This window comes from Paenibacillus sp. 1011MAR3C5, assembly GCF_003591485.1.
GTDB lineage: Bacteria > Bacillota > Bacilli > Paenibacillales > Paenibacillaceae > Pristimantibacillus.
On the sequence record NZ_QZCF01000004.1, the window covers coordinates 458,096 to 473,473 of the forward strand.

18 protein-coding genes are annotated in these 15,378 nt (G+C 48.9%); 15 read left to right on the forward strand and 3 right to left on the reverse strand.

Annotated features, from left to right (window positions below; translation table 11 throughout):
- The first annotated feature begins 34 nt into the window (after positions 1-34).
- From D3P07_RS15770 to D3P07_RS15785, 4 genes are all read left to right on the forward strand, one after another.
- A complete protein-coding gene (locus D3P07_RS15770; protein WP_119801169.1) occupies positions 35-493 on the forward strand; it encodes a divergent PAP2 family protein in 459 nt (152 codons plus the stop codon).
- Positions 494-640: 147 nt separating this feature from the next.
- Positions 641-1,120, forward strand: coding sequence for a glutathione peroxidase (locus tag D3P07_RS15775; protein WP_119801170.1), 480 nt, complete (start codon positions 641-643; stop codon positions 1,118-1,120).
- A gap of 225 nt (positions 1,121-1,345) precedes the next feature.
- Positions 1,346-1,624: a hypothetical protein gene (locus tag D3P07_RS15780; RefSeq protein WP_119801171.1), complete on the forward strand. Its 279-nt coding sequence runs from the start codon at positions 1,346-1,348 to the stop codon at positions 1,622-1,624.
- A 105-nt stretch (positions 1,625-1,729) separates the two neighbouring features.
- Entirely contained in the window at positions 1,730-2,569 is an 840-nt protein-coding gene (locus D3P07_RS15785; protein ID WP_119801236.1) for a YitT family protein, read from the forward strand.
- Between the two features lie 65 nt (positions 2,570-2,634).
- Here D3P07_RS15785 and D3P07_RS15790 read toward each other — a convergent pair whose 3' ends face one another.
- Both D3P07_RS15790 and D3P07_RS15795 read right to left on the reverse strand, forming a co-directional pair.
- Positions 2,635-3,837 (reverse strand): SLC45 family MFS transporter, encoded by a 1,203-nt coding sequence (locus D3P07_RS15790; RefSeq protein ID WP_119801172.1) that lies wholly within the window; start codon positions 3,835-3,837, stop codon positions 2,635-2,637.
- Between the two features lie 3 nt (positions 3,838-3,840).
- Entirely contained in the window at positions 3,841-4,581 is a 741-nt protein-coding gene (locus D3P07_RS15795; protein ID WP_119801237.1) for a glycerophosphodiester phosphodiesterase, read from the reverse strand.
- A gap of 267 nt (positions 4,582-4,848) precedes the next feature.
- Between D3P07_RS15795 and D3P07_RS15800 the strand changes: the two genes are divergently transcribed.
- The 4 genes from D3P07_RS15800 (at position 4,849) to D3P07_RS15815 (ending at position 7,627) form a co-directional block, all read left to right on the forward strand.
- The gene (locus D3P07_RS15800; RefSeq protein ID WP_119801173.1) at positions 4,849-5,184 is read left to right on the forward strand and encodes a metal-sensitive transcriptional regulator; all 336 of its coding nucleotides are present in this window, start codon (positions 4,849-4,851) and stop codon (positions 5,182-5,184) included.
- A gap of 18 nt (positions 5,185-5,202) precedes the next feature.
- Positions 5,203-5,403, forward strand: coding sequence for a cation transporter (locus D3P07_RS15805; protein WP_119801174.1), 201 nt, complete (start codon positions 5,203-5,205; stop codon positions 5,401-5,403).
- Between the two features lie 22 nt (positions 5,404-5,425).
- A complete protein-coding gene (locus D3P07_RS15810) occupies positions 5,426-6,325 on the forward strand; it encodes a hypothetical protein (protein ID WP_119801175.1) in 900 nt (299 codons plus the stop codon).
- Between the two features lie 429 nt (positions 6,326-6,754).
- Positions 6,755-7,627, forward strand: a complete 873-nt coding sequence (locus D3P07_RS15815) for a DUF421 domain-containing protein (RefSeq protein WP_119801176.1) — start codon at positions 6,755-6,757, stop codon at positions 7,625-7,627.
- An 81-nt stretch (positions 7,628-7,708) separates the two neighbouring features.
- Here D3P07_RS15815 and D3P07_RS15820 read toward each other — a convergent pair whose 3' ends face one another.
- Entirely contained in the window at positions 7,709-8,440 is a 732-nt protein-coding gene (locus D3P07_RS15820; RefSeq protein WP_119801177.1) for a hypothetical protein, read from the reverse strand.
- A 396-nt stretch (positions 8,441-8,836) separates the two neighbouring features.
- Between D3P07_RS15820 and coxB the strand changes: the two genes are divergently transcribed.
- The 7 genes from coxB to D3P07_RS15855 all read left to right on the forward strand — a co-directional run bounded on the left by coxB (position 8,837) and on the right by D3P07_RS15855 (position 15,370).
- Positions 8,837-9,892 carry a cytochrome c oxidase subunit II gene (coxB, locus tag D3P07_RS15825; protein ID WP_119801178.1) on the forward strand — a complete coding sequence of 352 codons (1,056 nt, stop codon included), beginning with the start codon at positions 8,837-8,839 and terminating at the stop codon, positions 9,890-9,892.
- Positions 9,893-9,970: 78 nt separating this feature from the next.
- Positions 9,971-11,821 carry a cytochrome c oxidase subunit I gene (gene ctaD, locus D3P07_RS15830; RefSeq protein WP_119801238.1) on the forward strand — a complete coding sequence of 617 codons (1,851 nt, stop codon included), beginning with the start codon at positions 9,971-9,973 and terminating at the stop codon, positions 11,819-11,821.
- A complete protein-coding gene (locus D3P07_RS15835; RefSeq protein ID WP_119801179.1) occupies positions 11,818-12,435 on the forward strand; it encodes a cytochrome (ubi)quinol oxidase subunit III in 618 nt (205 codons plus the stop codon). The genes ctaD and D3P07_RS15835 overlap by 4 nt, the downstream gene beginning before the upstream one ends.
- Positions 12,436-12,438: 3 nt before the next feature.
- Positions 12,439-12,756 carry a cytochrome C oxidase subunit IV family protein gene (locus D3P07_RS15840; RefSeq protein WP_119801180.1) on the forward strand — a complete coding sequence of 106 codons (318 nt, stop codon included), beginning with the start codon at positions 12,439-12,441 and terminating at the stop codon, positions 12,754-12,756.
- A gap of 100 nt (positions 12,757-12,856) precedes the next feature.
- Positions 12,857-13,774: a cytochrome c oxidase assembly factor CtaG gene (gene ctaG, locus D3P07_RS15845; RefSeq protein ID WP_119801239.1), complete on the forward strand. Its 918-nt coding sequence runs from the start codon at positions 12,857-12,859 to the stop codon at positions 13,772-13,774.
- A gap of 49 nt (positions 13,775-13,823) precedes the next feature.
- Positions 13,824-14,285 carry a DUF420 domain-containing protein gene (locus tag D3P07_RS15850; RefSeq protein ID WP_119801181.1) on the forward strand — a complete coding sequence of 154 codons (462 nt, stop codon included), beginning with the start codon at positions 13,824-13,826 and terminating at the stop codon, positions 14,283-14,285.
- Between the two features lie 362 nt (positions 14,286-14,647).
- On the forward strand, positions 14,648-15,370 hold the full coding sequence (locus D3P07_RS15855) for a hypothetical protein (RefSeq protein WP_119801182.1): 723 nt from the start codon (positions 14,648-14,650) through the stop codon (positions 15,368-15,370).
- The last annotated feature ends 8 nt before the right edge of the window (positions 15,371-15,378 follow it).

Consider the following 15,378-nt stretch of genomic DNA (forward strand, 5'->3'; position numbering starts at 1 on the left):
TGATGAGGACATTATAACGGGAGGTTATTTGATCATGTCCAACAGAGGATTGTCGACGGCTCTCGCAGCCGTCGGTGCGGCGCAGTTGCTGAAGCTGCCATGGCATTACCGCAAGACGGGGCAATGGGATGTGCGGAAGATCATCGGCTCCGGCGGAATGCCAAGCTCCCACTCCAGCGGCGTAGCCGCGCTCGCAGCCTATACGGCAGCCAAGCACGGTGTACGAACGCCTGAATTCGCCATTGCATCCATGTTAGGCATTATCGTGATGTATGATGCAATGAATATCCGCCGTCATGCGGGTGAAATCGCGATTCAAGTGAATGATCTGGATGCCGATGTAGAGAAGCTGGCAGGCCATCATCCCGGGGTCTATCATAAGCGCCGGAAAGAACAGCTGAAGGAGACGTTGGGCCATCAACCCGGTGAGGTTGCGGCTGGAGCAGTGTTGGGCGTGCTGATTGGCCTTGCCGGAGCGGCATTAGGGCGCTAATAGCAGAGTGCCGTTTACGAATACACGATAGAAAATCCCGACAGCCCTGTCGGGATTTTTTGATGCGATTGCAGATAGGATTGACGGAAACTAATAAATTGGATACAATTTAATTAAATAATCGATAATGAGATTGGGGGAGAATAAATGTCCATTTACGATTTTGAAGTGAAGACGATTCGAGGCGAGCAGCAGACGCTAGCCCCTTATGAGGGCAAAGTGATGCTCATTGTGAATACAGCCACCGGCTGCGGATTCGCTCCTCAATTCAAAGGGTTGCAGAAGCTGCACGATGATTATAAGGACCTGGGCTTTGCTGTGCTTGGTTTCCCTAGTTCGCAATTCGGCAATCAGGAGAAGGGGACCGACAGCGAAGTAGCACAGACATGCGAATTGAACTTCGGCGTCAGCTTTCCGCTCTATTCCAAGATCAACGTGAATGGCGGCGACGCGCACCCGCTGTTCAAGCATTTGACTCATGAAGCACGAGGCGTATTCGGGTCAAAGGCAATTAAGTGGAACTTTACGAAATTTTTGGTCGATCGTGATGGAAGAGTAGTGAAACGCTACGGTTCAACAGATGAGCCGGCCAAGATTGAAAAGGATATCGCCGATTTGCTCTCCTAGTGCCTGCTAGAAGCCTTCTGTAGTCTCTAAGACACGGAAGGTTTTTTTGTTGGCGGGACGGACAAGCTGCGGGGCAAGGGTCATGCAGAATAATGCAGAATAATGGAATACACGTTATGGAGACTAAGAAATTCGGTCATGATAGGAGGGTGCGCAATAGGCCTTTTCGGGTGTATAATAAAAAATGGTTAAGTAGTAAAAGGATTCTGATAGGAGAGGGTGGACATGAGCGAACAGGTGAACGAGAAGGAATTGATTGCCTATATAGCGGAACGCATCAAGGTTGAGCGGAAGGATATTGAACTTGTACTGCGTTACGAAAAGGGGTATATCGGTAATGCCAAAGCTGATAAGAACGGCGAGGTGGACATCGATATCGATGATTTGACGGACTTTATAATGAGCAAGCGGGATGTGCAGCTCGAAGAGCCTCAGGTAGAAGAGATTTTAGAATGCGAGATGGACTATTTTATGGAGAAGGGCTTAGCCGGATACATCGATTAATCGTGCCAATGAGGCATATCGCTATCGAATGGGATCGACCGGGCCGCAAGAGGATATGGAGGTGCGCCACCTTTGGCGAGTTTAAAAGAGCATAAAAAATTATCCATGGCGGAGATTGTGAAACGTTTTATATTTATCACGGTAGGGTCCGTCATGATGGGTGTAGCGTTAGAATTGTTTCTGGTTCCATTCGATATTATTGACGGCGGCATCGCGGGTGTGTCGATTATGCTATCCGCCCTTACACCTTTGCCGCTGAGCTTGTATTTGTTTGTAATCAACGTCCCTTTTCTGATCTTGGGCTATAAGCAGCTTGGCAAAACCTTTGCTATCTCGACGCTGTACGGCATTACGGTTATGTCGCTGACAACGGCATTGCTGCATCATGTGGAAGCCTTCCCTGATGACAAGCTGCTTGCCGTATTGTTCGGCGGGATGATTCTGGGGGCTGGCGTTGGACTCGTCATCCGTTATGGCGGCGCGCTGGATGGGATTGAGATTGTATCCATCCTGATCTCGAAGAAGCTCCGTATGGCCGTAGGCCAAGTTATTATGCTATTCAATGTCATCATCTTTCTTGTTGCAGGCTTTGTATTCGAGTGGTCGTCAGCCATGTATTCAATGGTCACCTACTACATAGCGATCAAAGTCATTGATATCGTAGTAGAAGGTCTAGAGGAATCGAAGTCGGTTACGATTATTTCGAAGGAATACGAAGAAATCTCCCAATCCATCGTCGATCGCCTCGGCCGCAGTACGACTCTGCTGCAAGCGACAGGCGGCTATTCCGGAGAAGATACGAAGGTTATCTACTGCGTCGTATCCCGTCTGGAGCTGGCCAAGCTGAAGGGCATCGTGCAATCCATTGACGAAAATGCGTTTATCGCAGTTGAGCATGTATCCGATGTAATGGGCGGCAACTTCAGCAAAAACAGCATTCACTAATGAAACGAGGGTTGTCTTGCGGGTCTGTAACGACCGTATAAGACAACCCTTGTTTGTTGCTTTAATTAGACTGCGTTAGCTGTTGTCTCCGACGGAGGCGACTTGGCTATGCCGTCATCTTTTACGCCGAGCAGGAACAGCAGGGCAAAGACCATGCCGATTGCAGCGACATAGAACAGGGCGGAATAACTGAACCAATCCATGAGCGCTCCCATTAATGGTGGCGAGGAGACGGCCGCCAGAGAAGAAGCGATGTAATAAATGCCTGTGCGGGTCCCGATGCTGCTTTCTTTGCCAAGCGCCACGATAAAGGGATAGGAATTGATATTGATGCACGCCCAGAAAATGCCCCCAATGATCAGCATCACGCGCAAAGCCAGCACGGATTCGACCAGTGTAATGAGGCTGAACGTAGCAATCAAGCCGATAATGCCGATCATAATAACGAGCTTTTTGCCGAAGCGCTTACCGAGCAGCCCGGCAGGAATTGCCGCTATGACAAAGGCAAGCGAGAAAAAGGCAAGCGAGAAGACGGCTTCGTCTTTGGTCATGCCCAAATGATTTTTCCCGTAGAGAGAGAAGAGTGCTTCCACGCCTTGATAGGAGAAAAACCAGAAAAAGATGGCGAAAAGCAGCATGACGGTCGGCCGGTTCCATTCGCCCCGGAAGGATGTTCTTTTAGCAGGCTCTGCCGGCTGATAGGAGATGGCGTCGCGCTTCTCCCGAATGACCCAGATTAATATCGCCAGACAAAGCAAGGCCATTAGGGAAGAGGTTAGAAACGGCAGTGAGCTGTGCTGCTTGAACAGGTATGCCCCGCCCGCGAATGCGAGTACCGAGCCTACCCCGCCCATAAAGTTAATAATGCCATTCGCTTGTGAGCGCCTATGCGGCGGGGTAATATCCGGCATGAGCGCCACCGTCGGAGAGCGGTACAAGCTCATGGACAGATTCATTAGCACCATAAAGGCGACCAGCATAAGCAGACTATTGTGCCATGGAATGAGCGCTCCGAATACGGCGGCAAGCGGGATGCCGATAATGAGGAACGGCATCCTCTTGCCGAACCTCGAATCGGTGCGGTCGCTTTTTCGGCCAATGATCGGCTGCAGGAAGATGGCGAAATAATTGTCCAGTGTCATCATGAATCCGATTAGGGCAAGATTAGAGATGTATTCTTCCAGGAAAAAAGGGACAAAAGCATTGTACAACGCCCATGTGATGCTAATGCTGAAAAAACCTAAGCCAAGCAGCCAAGTTTTTTTCATCCGCTAGCTCCTCTCGCTCCGTCTCAATAACGCATTCAGCCGGTCCGGATAATCGGTAATAATGCCCGACACGCCGAAGCCAACCAGCCGCTCCAGCTCATTCTCCTCGTTAACAGTGAACGGATGATAAGCGATGCCATGCCCGGCAGCTTCCTGTACCCACTGGGGCAGGACCGCGAATTTGTAGGCATGAAGAGCGTCCGCTTGGATCGACTTGGCGTATTCCCAAGGCTGATACAAACCCTCCATATACAAAATGCCGGTCTTGATCCCGGGTGCAATCTTCTTGCACTGGACGAGTGAATAGTGATTAAAGCTGGATATAAGGATGCGCTCGCTCATGCCATATGCCTGAACCATGGAGATTACCTCGGCTTCGATTCCTTCGTATGGAACTACGCCGTTTTTGAGCTCCAGATTAAGGATAAGCTCCGTATTCTTCGCCAGCTCCAGCAGCTCCTCCAGAAGAGGGACCCTTTCTTCGGCAAAAGAAGCGGAGAACCAGCTGCCGGCATCTAATCCAGCCAGCTCGCCATACTCGACATCCTTAACTAGGCGAGGATCCCCTGCCGTACGCTTCAGCGATTCATCATGAATGAGAACCAGCCGTCCGTCCTTTGTGCGTTGAACATCAGTCTCGATACCGGTTGCGCCCAGCTCGATGGCATGGCGGAATGCGGCTATCGTATTCTCCGGGCAATAGGCACTTGCTCCCCGATGAGCAAAGTTGATCGTCTGTTGGATAAGAGCACTCCCTCTCACATTAGAAGTTGGTCATATGAATCTGTAATGAATATAGCTTGCCAGTGTTAAGCCCGTGTCAACATCAGGTTAAGTGACTGCAACGCAGCATAAATGTACATACTAGAGGCATCTTCCTCCATTATCTGGATCGTAGCATAATCCGAATCATTGTCATAGTACCATTTCTATGTGAAAAAAGATTTGCATACCCTATAGGGGTATGATAAGATGAAGGTGTATTAAAAATACCCTATGGAGGTATAATGGATGAAAGAAATCAAAGAGTCTATTGCAATAGAGGGCTGTGGACACTCCCATGGGGAAGAGCGCATGAGCCATCATTCCGATAAAATGAAGCAAGGCCTGACGTCCAGACTCAATCGGATTGAAGGACAGGTTCGCGGCATAAAGGGCATGATTGAGAAGGACACCTATTGCGATGATGTCCTGAATCAGATCGCGGCCGCCCAGTCCGCATTGGGAAGCGTAGCCAAGCTGCTGCTTGAAGGCCATCTGAAGAGCTGCGTCATTGAGAGAGTGCAAGCTGGTGAGCATGAAGTTGTGGAAGAGCTGTTAGTTACGATTAATAAACTAATGAAATAAGAAAGAGGGTATTCTATTATGGCAAACACTGTATTGAAGGTTGAAGGCATGAGCTGCGGACATTGCGTAAGCGCGATTGAGAAGGCATTGACTGAGAAAGGCGCAAGCGGCAAAGTGGATTTGGCCAGCAAGAACGTTACGGTTGAATACGACGAGTCAGAGCTGAGCCTGGATGTAATTAAGGAAGCGATTGAAGAGCAAGGCTACGACGTCGTCTAACTAAGGGAGCATGCAGCTATCTATGATAAAGAAGAGATTAAGGGATCGCCACTCGTATGTGGCGGTCCTCGCTTTTATTTTGGCTGGAACGCTCGGAGCCTATAATGCCGATCACGTTCATGGAGCAGCGTATAGTCACAATCAGGCGCCCATTGCAGAGGATCAAGGACATGAGCATCAACATGAGCATGAGCATCAACATCAACATGAGCATGATAACCATGATGCGGAGGAGGGGCAGTTGTATGCGGAATGGAGCTTTCAGCCTAATGAAGCGGCGGCTGGCCAAGCCATCGCGATCGACTTGCAGATTGCCGATGCGGAGGGAGAGCCGCTCCAGAAGTTCGAAGACAATCATGAGCGAAAACTGCATCTGATTATCGTTGGCGAGGACCTCGGCTACTTCGATCATGTACATCCCGAATATGCGGGCAATGGGCTGTTCAGACAATACATCGTTCTGCCGGAAGGGGGGAAGTATAAGCTGTTTGCTGACTTCCAGCCTGCCGGTTATGCCCATACTACGGTGTCCACTACATTGCATGTTGACGGTGAGCACAAGTTTGAACGAATGATTGAGGATCAAGAGCGGGTCAAGACAACGGATAAAGCCGTTGTCGAACTGGCTGCATCCGCACTTGCGGCAGGACAGGAATCTGAACTGGCATTTACCTTCCGGCATCCGAGGACAGGCGCCGCTTTGACTGACCTTCAGCCTTATCTGGGGGCAATCGGCCATGTGGTCATCATAAGCGAGGACTTGGAGCAATACTTGCATGTGCATCCTGTGAACGAGCGAGGCAACGGACCAGAAGCCAGATTTGTCACAAGCTTCCCGGCAGAAGGACTGTACCGGATATGGGGGCAGTTCCAACGGGAAGGAGAAACCTTCATTGTTCCATTTACCGTGAGAGTGCAATAAAGCGCATGAAATTGGACAGGGCTGTCCTGCCGGCAACGATAAGCGTCGCTGGCTGGACAGCCCTTATAACTTATATTTAACCGGTCCGCTTCCTAATGAAGCAGCGCGTGACATCCCCTTGCAAATTGCAAACAACATGTAAGCCGAGTTGTGTTACTGTATCCCAAAACAACGGAAACCCTACCTCTTTTCCGTCCTTGCGGCTCCAATGACCGCGCCAGTGTGAATCAGAATTACGTCTTTGTGAAACATGAGTCCGGAATTGTAGTCAAGAAATCAAAATCAGAGGGAAATTTGAATCTTACTGGGGATATATAGGGGTTAAATATAACATTCCTACTATCATATCATACCTATTCGATAAATGCAATAAGCGCATTACTTTCCTCCTATTGGTTAAGCTAAAGGATGGAAAGGGGATATGCGAATATGCCAGACTGGCTGGAAATTGTATTGCGTACGCTAGCGTCCATTGTCATTCTATTTATCCTAACGAAGGTGCTGGGCAAACGCCAAATATCCGAGTTATCCTTGTTCGAATATATTACGGGGATCTCCATCGGCAACATTGCCGCGTATATATCGCTGGATCTGGACAATCTCTGGTATTTGGGTATCGTATCGTTAGTGGTGTGGGTTAGCGTATCGGTCGGAATCGAGCTATGGACGCTGAAAAGCAGAAGACTTCGCAATGTTGTAGACGGCAGAGGGACAGTACTGATCCGCAACGGGCAGCTCTCGAAGCAAAAGCTGCGGAAAGAGCGTATCACGCTAGATGAGCTGCTGGAGCAGCTTCGGCAAAAAGACGTATATCGCGTAGCGGATGTTGAATTTGCGGTGATGGAGCCAAGCGGGGAGTTGAATGTCCAGTTGAAGAAGGAGCATCAACCGCTCACACCATCCATGCTGGGATGGACAATGAGCAAGGAAAGTCAGCCGTTGTCCATCATTATGGACGGGCATATCATCAAGGAAGAGCTGCAGCTGTCTGGACATTCGGAGGATTGGGTGAAACATGAGCTGAAGCGCCACAAGCTGAAGCTTCAAGATGTATTTCTTGCCCAACTGGACAGCGATGGCCAGATGACCTTCCAGACACCTGACGGCAGAATCTACCCGGAGCCGTCGTCAACCTCGCCGAAGGACCGTGTAATGTCATTGACCGGACAGCTTCAGGAAGAGCTTAGACGATTGGAGCAGCTATCCCAAAGCGACAAGGATCGCAGAACGTACGAATCAGCGTTGTATCACTTGAATCAGGGCATTGATGCCATGCGTCTCAAGAAAGGTACAGAGAACTAAATAGCGGGCAGGCATTCGGTCGCGTTGCCGAATGCCTGCCCCTACATACAAACAAAACGCATATATTATAGAAGAAAAAAATTATCTGCGCACTTGGTTGGAGTCAGGCAAAAACTGTTGTCCCGGCTGAGTGATCGGCTCCGGCATCACCTTGCCACCGGCAAAATGATATTTCACGACCGTATTGAACGAGTCGATCCAAGGCATAAGCGAACGTCCGCCCCATGCTTCCTTGGCATATTCATTGAAGTAGTTGACGAACTCCATATTGGCCGAGATATGAACTTCCTGAACGCTAGGCACGTAGCCCCGAACTAATTTTGCTACGGTTTGCTTCAGCTCTGGAGACAAGTCATGGTGGTCATTCACGGAGAAGTAGGAATTGTACGGCGATATTAAGACACGGCCATTGCCATAAGGGCTGCCGTTATCGGCATTGTATACGCCAGTATTTGTACCCGTATTGTTCTGTTCCTCCGTACCGCTAGAGCCTTTGGTCCCGACAGCCGTCCAGTCCAGCATAAGAGCGACATAGGCGTTTTTGTCAGTAAGCATCACGATAGATGACGCGACCCCGTTTAGCGAGCTAATTTTATTGGATAGAATGGAACTGTATTCGAAGAAGGCATTGTCATGCTGATGAGCGTTGCCCGTCATGCCGCCGTAAGCCTTGGCGCCAATCATCTTGGGATCGCCCGGTTGTCTGCTGCCATAGTCATAATCGCTTTGCTGCACAAGCTGCTCGTAGTTGCAGCCTGACATCACGGACATGACCGCAACGGACAGTAGGATAAAGGCCATTCGTTTGATCATCGATCGCGGACCCCCATTTCAGGTAAAGTTGACTTGCCTATAGTGTAGGTTCGGGTGAAGTAAATATACGTTTTGCGGGACATACATAATTGACCATGGGTTTGGTGCACAATGTAGGAGAGAAGAGGCAGGCTGTTGCTAGACGATTCGACAAGCTATGATGCCTTCAAACGGCCAACGCAAGAGCTGAAAAACGGCTAAAATATGCGTTTTTGACAGCTTTGAGAACAATTTGTGAACTCTCTGTGGAACATTGACAAATAGGGTTCCCAACTTTATATTTAATAAAGTGATTTAAGTTGCAGGAGTTGTCAAAACATCTGTGAAACACGCAGCAAAGCCGCTTGCCACGTGAAAATCAGGCAGCTGCGAAAACGTCAAAAGTGGGGTTGATTAATGATGAAACGGTGGCAATTTGTAAAACGGCTTGCGCCACTAATGGCCATGATGGTATTAGTGCTAGCCGCTTGCGGACGGGAAGACTTGTCCACGCTGAATCCTCAGGGTCCAGTAGCGGAAGAGCAATTCGGGCTGATGAAGACGGCAATTATCATCATGGGTCTCGTAATTGTTGTCGTATTTGCAATTTCTTTCTACGTAATTATCCGTTTCCGCAGACGTCCTGGAGACAAGACGATACCGAAGCAAGTGGAAGGAAGCCATAAGCTGGAGATTATTTGGACAGTCATTCCAATTATCCTGCTTATTATTCTTGGCGTGCCAACGGTGCAATCGGTCTTCAATCTAGCCAAGGACTACCGCGATGATCCAGATGCAGTTAAAGTTATCGTGACTTCGCATCAGTACTGGTGGGAATTCGAGTATCCTGAGCTTGGAATCAAAACTGCTCAAGAGCTTGTAATTCCAACAGGCAAGACGATCTCCATCGAAGCGAAGACGGCTGACGTGCTTCACTCGTTCTGGATTCCGTCCCTTGCAGGCAAAATCGATACAAATCCGGGCGGTAACGTAAACTTTATGTACTTCTCTGCGCCGAAAGAAGGCGTTTACTTGGGCAAATGCGCCGAGTTATGCGGACCTTCCCATGGCCTCATGGACTTTAAAGTAAAATCGGTTGACCCAGCTTCCTTCGATCGTTGGTCTGCCGCACTGCAAGAGCCTGTAGCGCTTCCAAGCGATCCGGCTATTGCTGCTGCATTCGAAAGCAAATGTCTGACTTGCCATGCGGTGGGCGATATGGGTGGACCTGCATTCCCTAACCTTACAGGCATCGGCAGCCGCGAGAGCGTTGGCGGTATTCTGGTGAATGTAGACGCTGATGATCAGAAGTACGATCATGAAGATACGGTATACAACAATCTCTACAAATGGATCAAGGACCCTGAGAGCGTAAAGCCAGGCAATCTGATGTCCAATCAGTATGATCTGACCGAAGAAGAGATTAAAGGTATTGCAGAGTATCTTTCTGAGTTAACGCTTGATTACGAATAATACCATCATCAGTGATTGAAGGAGGTACCTACCTTGGCTCATGCACATGCGCATGCGGTCAAACGTTACAGCGGCATTATGGACTGGCTGACAACGGTTGACCATAAAAAAATCGGTATTTTGTATTTGATTGCAGGGGGCTTTTTCTTCCTTGTGGGCGGTCTGGAAGCGATCCTGATCAGGATTCAGCTCTGGAAGCCGCAAAACTTGTTTGTCGGAGCAGATACATATAACGAACTGCTTACCATGCACGGAACAACAATGATCTTCTTGGCAGCAATGCCATTGATATTTGCATTAATGAATGCGGTCATTCCGCTTCAAATCGGCGCGCGCGACGTTGCCTTTCCTTTCCTGAACTCGCTTGGCTTCTGGACGTTCCTCTTCGGCGGACTCCTGCTGAACGTGAGCTGGATTGTAGGCGATGTGCCTGACGCAGGCTGGACATCCTACGCTCCTCTTGCAGGAACGACGTATAGCGGTGACCATGGCGTCGATTATTATGTTCTAGGCTTGCAGATTGCAGGTATCGGTACGCTAGTTGGCGGTATCAACTTCCTTGTTACCATCATCAACATGCGTGCACCAGGCATGACGTTCATGCGTATGCCAATGTTTACATGGACAGTCTTCATTACTTCGGCATTGATTCTGTTCGCATTCCCGGCTCTTACAGTAGGTCTGGCGGCACTCATGTTCGACCGGCTGTTCGATGCGAATTTCTTTGATCCATCTGCGGGCGGCAATGCCGTTCTGTGGGAGCATATTTTCTGGATTTTCGGGCATCCTGAGGTTTATATCCTCATCCTGCCGGCCTTCGGTATCATTTCCGAAGTTATCAGTACATTCTCGCGCAAGCGCCTGTTCGGATACAGCTCCATGGTATTCGCTACGATCCTGATTGGCTTCTTGGGCTTCATGGTATGGGCGCATCACATGTTCACAGCTGGTCTTGGTCCGGTAGCGAACGCGCTGTTCTCCATCGCGACGATGCTGATCGCGGTACCGACAGGGATTAAGATCTTTAACTGGCTGTTCACGATGTGGGGCGGCTCCATCAAATTTACAACGGCGAACTTATTCGCAGTCGGCTTTATTCCGACATTCGTTATGGGCGGCGTAACAGGCGTAATGCTTGCTGCAGCGCCGGCTGACTTCCAGTACCATGACTCGTACTTTGTCGTTGCGCATTTCCACTACGTTATCGTAGGCGGCTTGGTACTTGGCTTATTCTCAGGTCTTCATTACTGGTGGCCGAAAATGTTCGGTCGCATTCTGAATGAAACGCTTGGCAAATGGACGTTCTGGATGTTCTATATCGGCTTCCACCTGACGTTCTTCGTACAGCATTTCCTTGGCCTGTTGGGTATGCCGCGCCGTATTTGGCAGTACCTGGACGGTCTTGGCTTCAACGAGATGAATATGATCAGTACCATTGGCGCACTTATGATGGGCATCGGTACAGTTATGTTCCTGATCAACATCGTAGTGACATCCGTTAAACCTAAAGGAGTAGCTAACGATCCTTGGGAGGACGGACGTACGCTGGAGTGGACGATTGCTTCGCCGCCGCCAGAGTACAACTTTGCACAAACTCCGCTTGTACGCGGCTATGATGCATACTGGAAAGAAAAGCAAGACGGACACAGCGGCATGACGCCTGCTGAACCAATTGGTCCGATCCATATGCCATCACCATCGATCCTGCCGTTCTTTATGGGTCTTGGCTTGTTCATTGCAGGCTTCGGCTTCATGTATTCGCCGGATTGGGGTCACTTCCTTGGAACCAGCTTGACGATGGGTCACTTCATCGGAATCGTGGGCCTTGGCATTACACTGATCTGTATGATGCTCCGTTCGGTGATTGACGATCATGGCTTCCATATCGAGGAAGAAGAAATTCTGAAGGATCTAGGGGGGAAAGCATGAGCGCGCACACGCATGTAGAAGGCCAACTGCCTCATGAGCCGGAAAAGGCGACCCTTGAGGGACGCAATAAAGTCCTTGGCTTCTGGCTGTTCCTAGGCGGCGAGACGGTATTGTTCGGTACGCTGTTCGCAGCGTTCCTTGCCCTCCGTCACCAAGTCCTTGACGGTCCGACCGCCAATCATTTGTTCGACTTGAAGCTGGTAGCATATGCTACTGCGATCCTGCTGACATCCAGCTTGACGAGCGTATTCGCGATTCAAGCGATGCATCAGCAGAAGGTAAAAAGCCTGATCAACTGGCTGATCGTTACGGTATTGCTCGGTGCAGGCTTCCTTGGTCTCGAAATTTACGAGTTCGTACACTATGTACATGAAGGTCATGGATTTACAACAAGCGCATTCAGCTCTTCCTTCTATACGCTGGTTGGCTTCCACGGAGCGCACGTTTTGTTCGGTATTCTGTGGATTACGCTGCTGATTATCCAGCTATCGAGAAAAGGACTGACAGTTGTAACCGCACCGAAAGTATATGTGGCTGGTATGTACTGGCACTTTATCGACGTTGTATGGGTATTCATCTTTACGGTTGTATACCTGATGGGAAAGGTGGTTTAACGTATGGCAAGCAATCATTCCGCCACGGAGCAAAACACCAAACGTCACAAGGTAGAAGGTTCGAAGAAACATATCGTCGCTTTTATTTTCTCCATTCTGCTTACGTTCATCGCGTTTGCAACGGTCATTAGCGGCGAGATCAACAAAGACTTTATCTATATCATTCTTCTCGGAACGGCTGTTCTTCAAGTATTCGTACAGATGGCGTTCTGGATGCATATGAAAGATCGCGGTCATAGGTTCGCTTTAATCGGTATTCTGTCTGGAGTGTTCGTCGTATTTACTTGCGTGATCATGGCTGAATATTGGGTTTGGTGGTAATCAATTACCGCCACATGTAACTGAACAGAGGAGGGTCCCGGTTTGGGTCCCTCTTCTTTCGTAACAAATGCTTGAATGCATGAGAAAGGAGCCTCCTCTAGTGTTAGACTTAAACAAGTATTTCTCCTTCACTGAGTTGTGGACGCCTATGTTTCTATTTGCGATGACCGCAGTGGTCATCCTCTATTTCTATCTGATCGGGCCATGGAGGGAGAAGCGTCATCCGGGGGCAGCCCCCGCTACTGTTATGCAAAAGACGCTTTTTGTATCGGCTATCGTGCTGGTATACCTCTGTCATGGCGGTCCTTTCAATTTGCTTGGTCACTTGATGTTTACGTTCCATATGGTGAATATGTCGGTTTCTTATCTTATCGTCCCGCCGATGATTTTGCTAGGGATTCCGGCTTTTATTTGGCGAGCGGCGTTTTCGGCTGGCTTCTGGAGGAAGCTTCGATTTCTTATGCATCCCATTGTTACGTTAGTAGCGTTCAATATGCTGTTTTCGATCTATCATGTACCGATGGTGCATGACTATGTCATGACGAACTTTACGGTGCATCGTCTTTATTATGTGATTCTCTTCATTACCGCATTCATGATGTGGTGGCAGATTGCAAGTCCTGTGCCGGAGTGGAATAAGCTCACACATGTAAAGAAGATGGCTTACGTATTTGCGAACGGCGTACTGCTTACGCCTGCTTGTGCGCTAATTATTTTCTCGCCTGCGGGCATGTATGCGACGTACAACGATCCGCAAGTATGGGCAACAGCTATGGGTTATTGTATGCCTGGCAGCGATACAAGCTATCTGGTCGAGCAGTTCGGCGGCCCTCAATTTTTTAATGCGCTTGGGGTAGTGGATGATCAGCAGCTTGGCGGCATTGTGATGAAGCTTGTGCAGGAGCTTATGTACGGCATTATTCTCGCTTACATCTTCAAGCAATGGTTTAAGCGGGAGCATGCTGACGATGAATTGCCGAATCCGGGTACGCCTGGTACCAATCCTGGTACGGCCTAATGGTTAGAAGGGACTCACGCTTACATTTTTGAAGTTGGAGAGGATTATCATGGACTTGAATATTCTTATGCCTACAGTCAGCACCTTCTTTATCGTGCTAAGCGCCATCTTGGTTGCAATTGGCTGGCGGCTCGCTGTTCAGCGGAAGCTGGAGCAGCACCAGAAGGTTATGGTCTACGCTGCGATTGCGGCGATCTTGTTCTTTATCATCTATGCGTCCAGAACAATTATTATCGGCAGCACCCCGTATAACGGGCCGGATGGACTCAAGCCGTATTACCTTGTATTCTTGTTGTTTCATATTGTGCTTGCTACGGTGGCGGCTGTGTTCGGCATTACGACAATTACACTGGGCTATAAGAAGAAGTTCAAGAAGCACCGCAGGTTTGGCAGATTTACATCTATCATTTGGTTTATAACCGCCATTACGGGTGTAGCCGTATATTCAATCCTGTACGTATTGTATCCGGCAGCAGATGCCAAGCCATTATTTGAAGCCATATTCGGTTAACCGATCGATGAAAGCCATCCTGGGAAAAGGGTGGCTTTTTTCTATGATCGCATTGCCGCGGCAGCTGCTTGATCTGAAGAAGGTGGGCGTTTGAAAGCACTGCGAGAGAAAAGTTCGCAAGCGGTATATATGTCCGAGTCGTATCCGAGAGCTAGTATTCAATGAGACAGTTATCCAGATGGATGGCTGTTTTTTTGCATGAAAGGGTCTTCGGAAAAAAGTTGCTAAAAAAAGCCGCAGATGTATTGACAACAATTCGAGGTGTGCATATACTGTGTATATAGATATATACAGTATATAAACACAGCACAGTATACACAGTGATTAATAAGTATACACGGTTGCCGAAGGGAGGCTGCCAGATGAACACATGGCAAGGAGCTTGGTGTCTGGCGAAGGAAGAATTAAGACGAATAAGGTGGAAGCATATCGTAACCATCATCTTCATCGGTTACTTGCTGATTTTCCTTGTACCGATGTTCTCCGATTCGAGAGAAGACAATAGTGCATTCGCTTTCTGGGCTATGGATTTCATTACGGTCAGCCTGCTTCCGATGCTGGGATTGATGTCCACGCAGAATTCGGGATTTTACTGGAAAATGGATTCATACACGAGAAAGCTGGCGGCATGGCGCACGATGCCCATAACGATTAAACAGATCGTGCTGGGAAGGATCCTGTTGTTCCTGACCAACGGACTAACGGCCAAGATCGTATTTTTCACGATCTACTACCTGTTCGCCCGATCGCTGGGAACCAATATGGAACTGATGGATTTTGTCTTATACGCGTTGTTCTGGATCGGCCTATCGGTTGCAATCGGCATTATGTATCTCTACTTCGAGACCGGATATTCAGGAGTGCAATACTTCTGGTTCTGTATGGTGGTTGCGCTGCTTCTGCTAGCGGGGATGGTGCTTTACTCTTACTTAACCAGAGACAGTCTGGTGCTTCTCAGCTACGAGACCATTGCACAAGGCGGCTGGTGGCTGTCGCTGATCGGGGTTCTGCTAGGTGTATCATCCTTCTTAGGCATACGGAAGGCTATGGAGAAGAAGCTGAGAACAAGAAGCTATACCAGTTAAAGGAGAAA

Excerpts from the sequence above, each read along its gene's own strand:
- D3P07_RS15770 (WP_119801169.1), top strand. The coding sequence starts at position 35 with ATGTCCAACAGAGGATTGTCGACGGCTCTCGCAGCCGTCGGTGCGGCG.
- D3P07_RS15775 (WP_119801170.1), top strand. The coding sequence starts at position 641 with ATGTCCATTTACGATTTTGAAGTGAAGACGATTCGAGGCGAGCAGCAG.
- D3P07_RS15780 (WP_119801171.1), top strand. The coding sequence starts at position 1,346 with ATGAGCGAACAGGTGAACGAGAAGGAATTGATTGCCTATATAGCGGAA.
- D3P07_RS15785 (WP_119801236.1), top strand. The coding sequence starts at position 1,730 with ATGGCGGAGATTGTGAAACGTTTTATATTTATCACGGTAGGGTCCGTC.
- D3P07_RS15790 (WP_119801172.1), bottom strand. The coding sequence starts at position 3,837 with ATGAAAAAAACTTGGCTGCTTGGCTTAGGTTTTTTCAGCATTAGCATC.
- D3P07_RS15800 (WP_119801173.1), top strand. The coding sequence starts at position 4,849 with ATGAAAGAAATCAAAGAGTCTATTGCAATAGAGGGCTGTGGACACTCC.
- D3P07_RS15805 (WP_119801174.1), top strand. The coding sequence starts at position 5,203 with ATGGCAAACACTGTATTGAAGGTTGAAGGCATGAGCTGCGGACATTGC.
- D3P07_RS15810 (WP_119801175.1), top strand. The coding sequence starts at position 5,426 with ATGATAAAGAAGAGATTAAGGGATCGCCACTCGTATGTGGCGGTCCTC.
- D3P07_RS15815 (WP_119801176.1), top strand. The coding sequence starts at position 6,755 with ATGCCAGACTGGCTGGAAATTGTATTGCGTACGCTAGCGTCCATTGTC.
- D3P07_RS15820 (WP_119801177.1), bottom strand. The coding sequence starts at position 8,440 with ATGATCAAACGAATGGCCTTTATCCTACTGTCCGTTGCGGTCATGTCC.
- coxB (WP_119801178.1), top strand. The coding sequence starts at position 8,837 with ATGATGAAACGGTGGCAATTTGTAAAACGGCTTGCGCCACTAATGGCC.
- ctaD (WP_119801238.1), top strand. The coding sequence starts at position 9,971 with ATGGACTGGCTGACAACGGTTGACCATAAAAAAATCGGTATTTTGTAT.
- D3P07_RS15835 (WP_119801179.1), top strand. The coding sequence starts at position 11,818 with ATGAGCGCGCACACGCATGTAGAAGGCCAACTGCCTCATGAGCCGGAA.
- D3P07_RS15840 (WP_119801180.1), top strand. The coding sequence starts at position 12,439 with ATGGCAAGCAATCATTCCGCCACGGAGCAAAACACCAAACGTCACAAG.
- D3P07_RS15850 (WP_119801181.1), top strand. The coding sequence starts at position 13,824 with ATGGACTTGAATATTCTTATGCCTACAGTCAGCACCTTCTTTATCGTG.
- D3P07_RS15855 (WP_119801182.1), top strand. The coding sequence starts at position 14,648 with ATGAACACATGGCAAGGAGCTTGGTGTCTGGCGAAGGAAGAATTAAGA.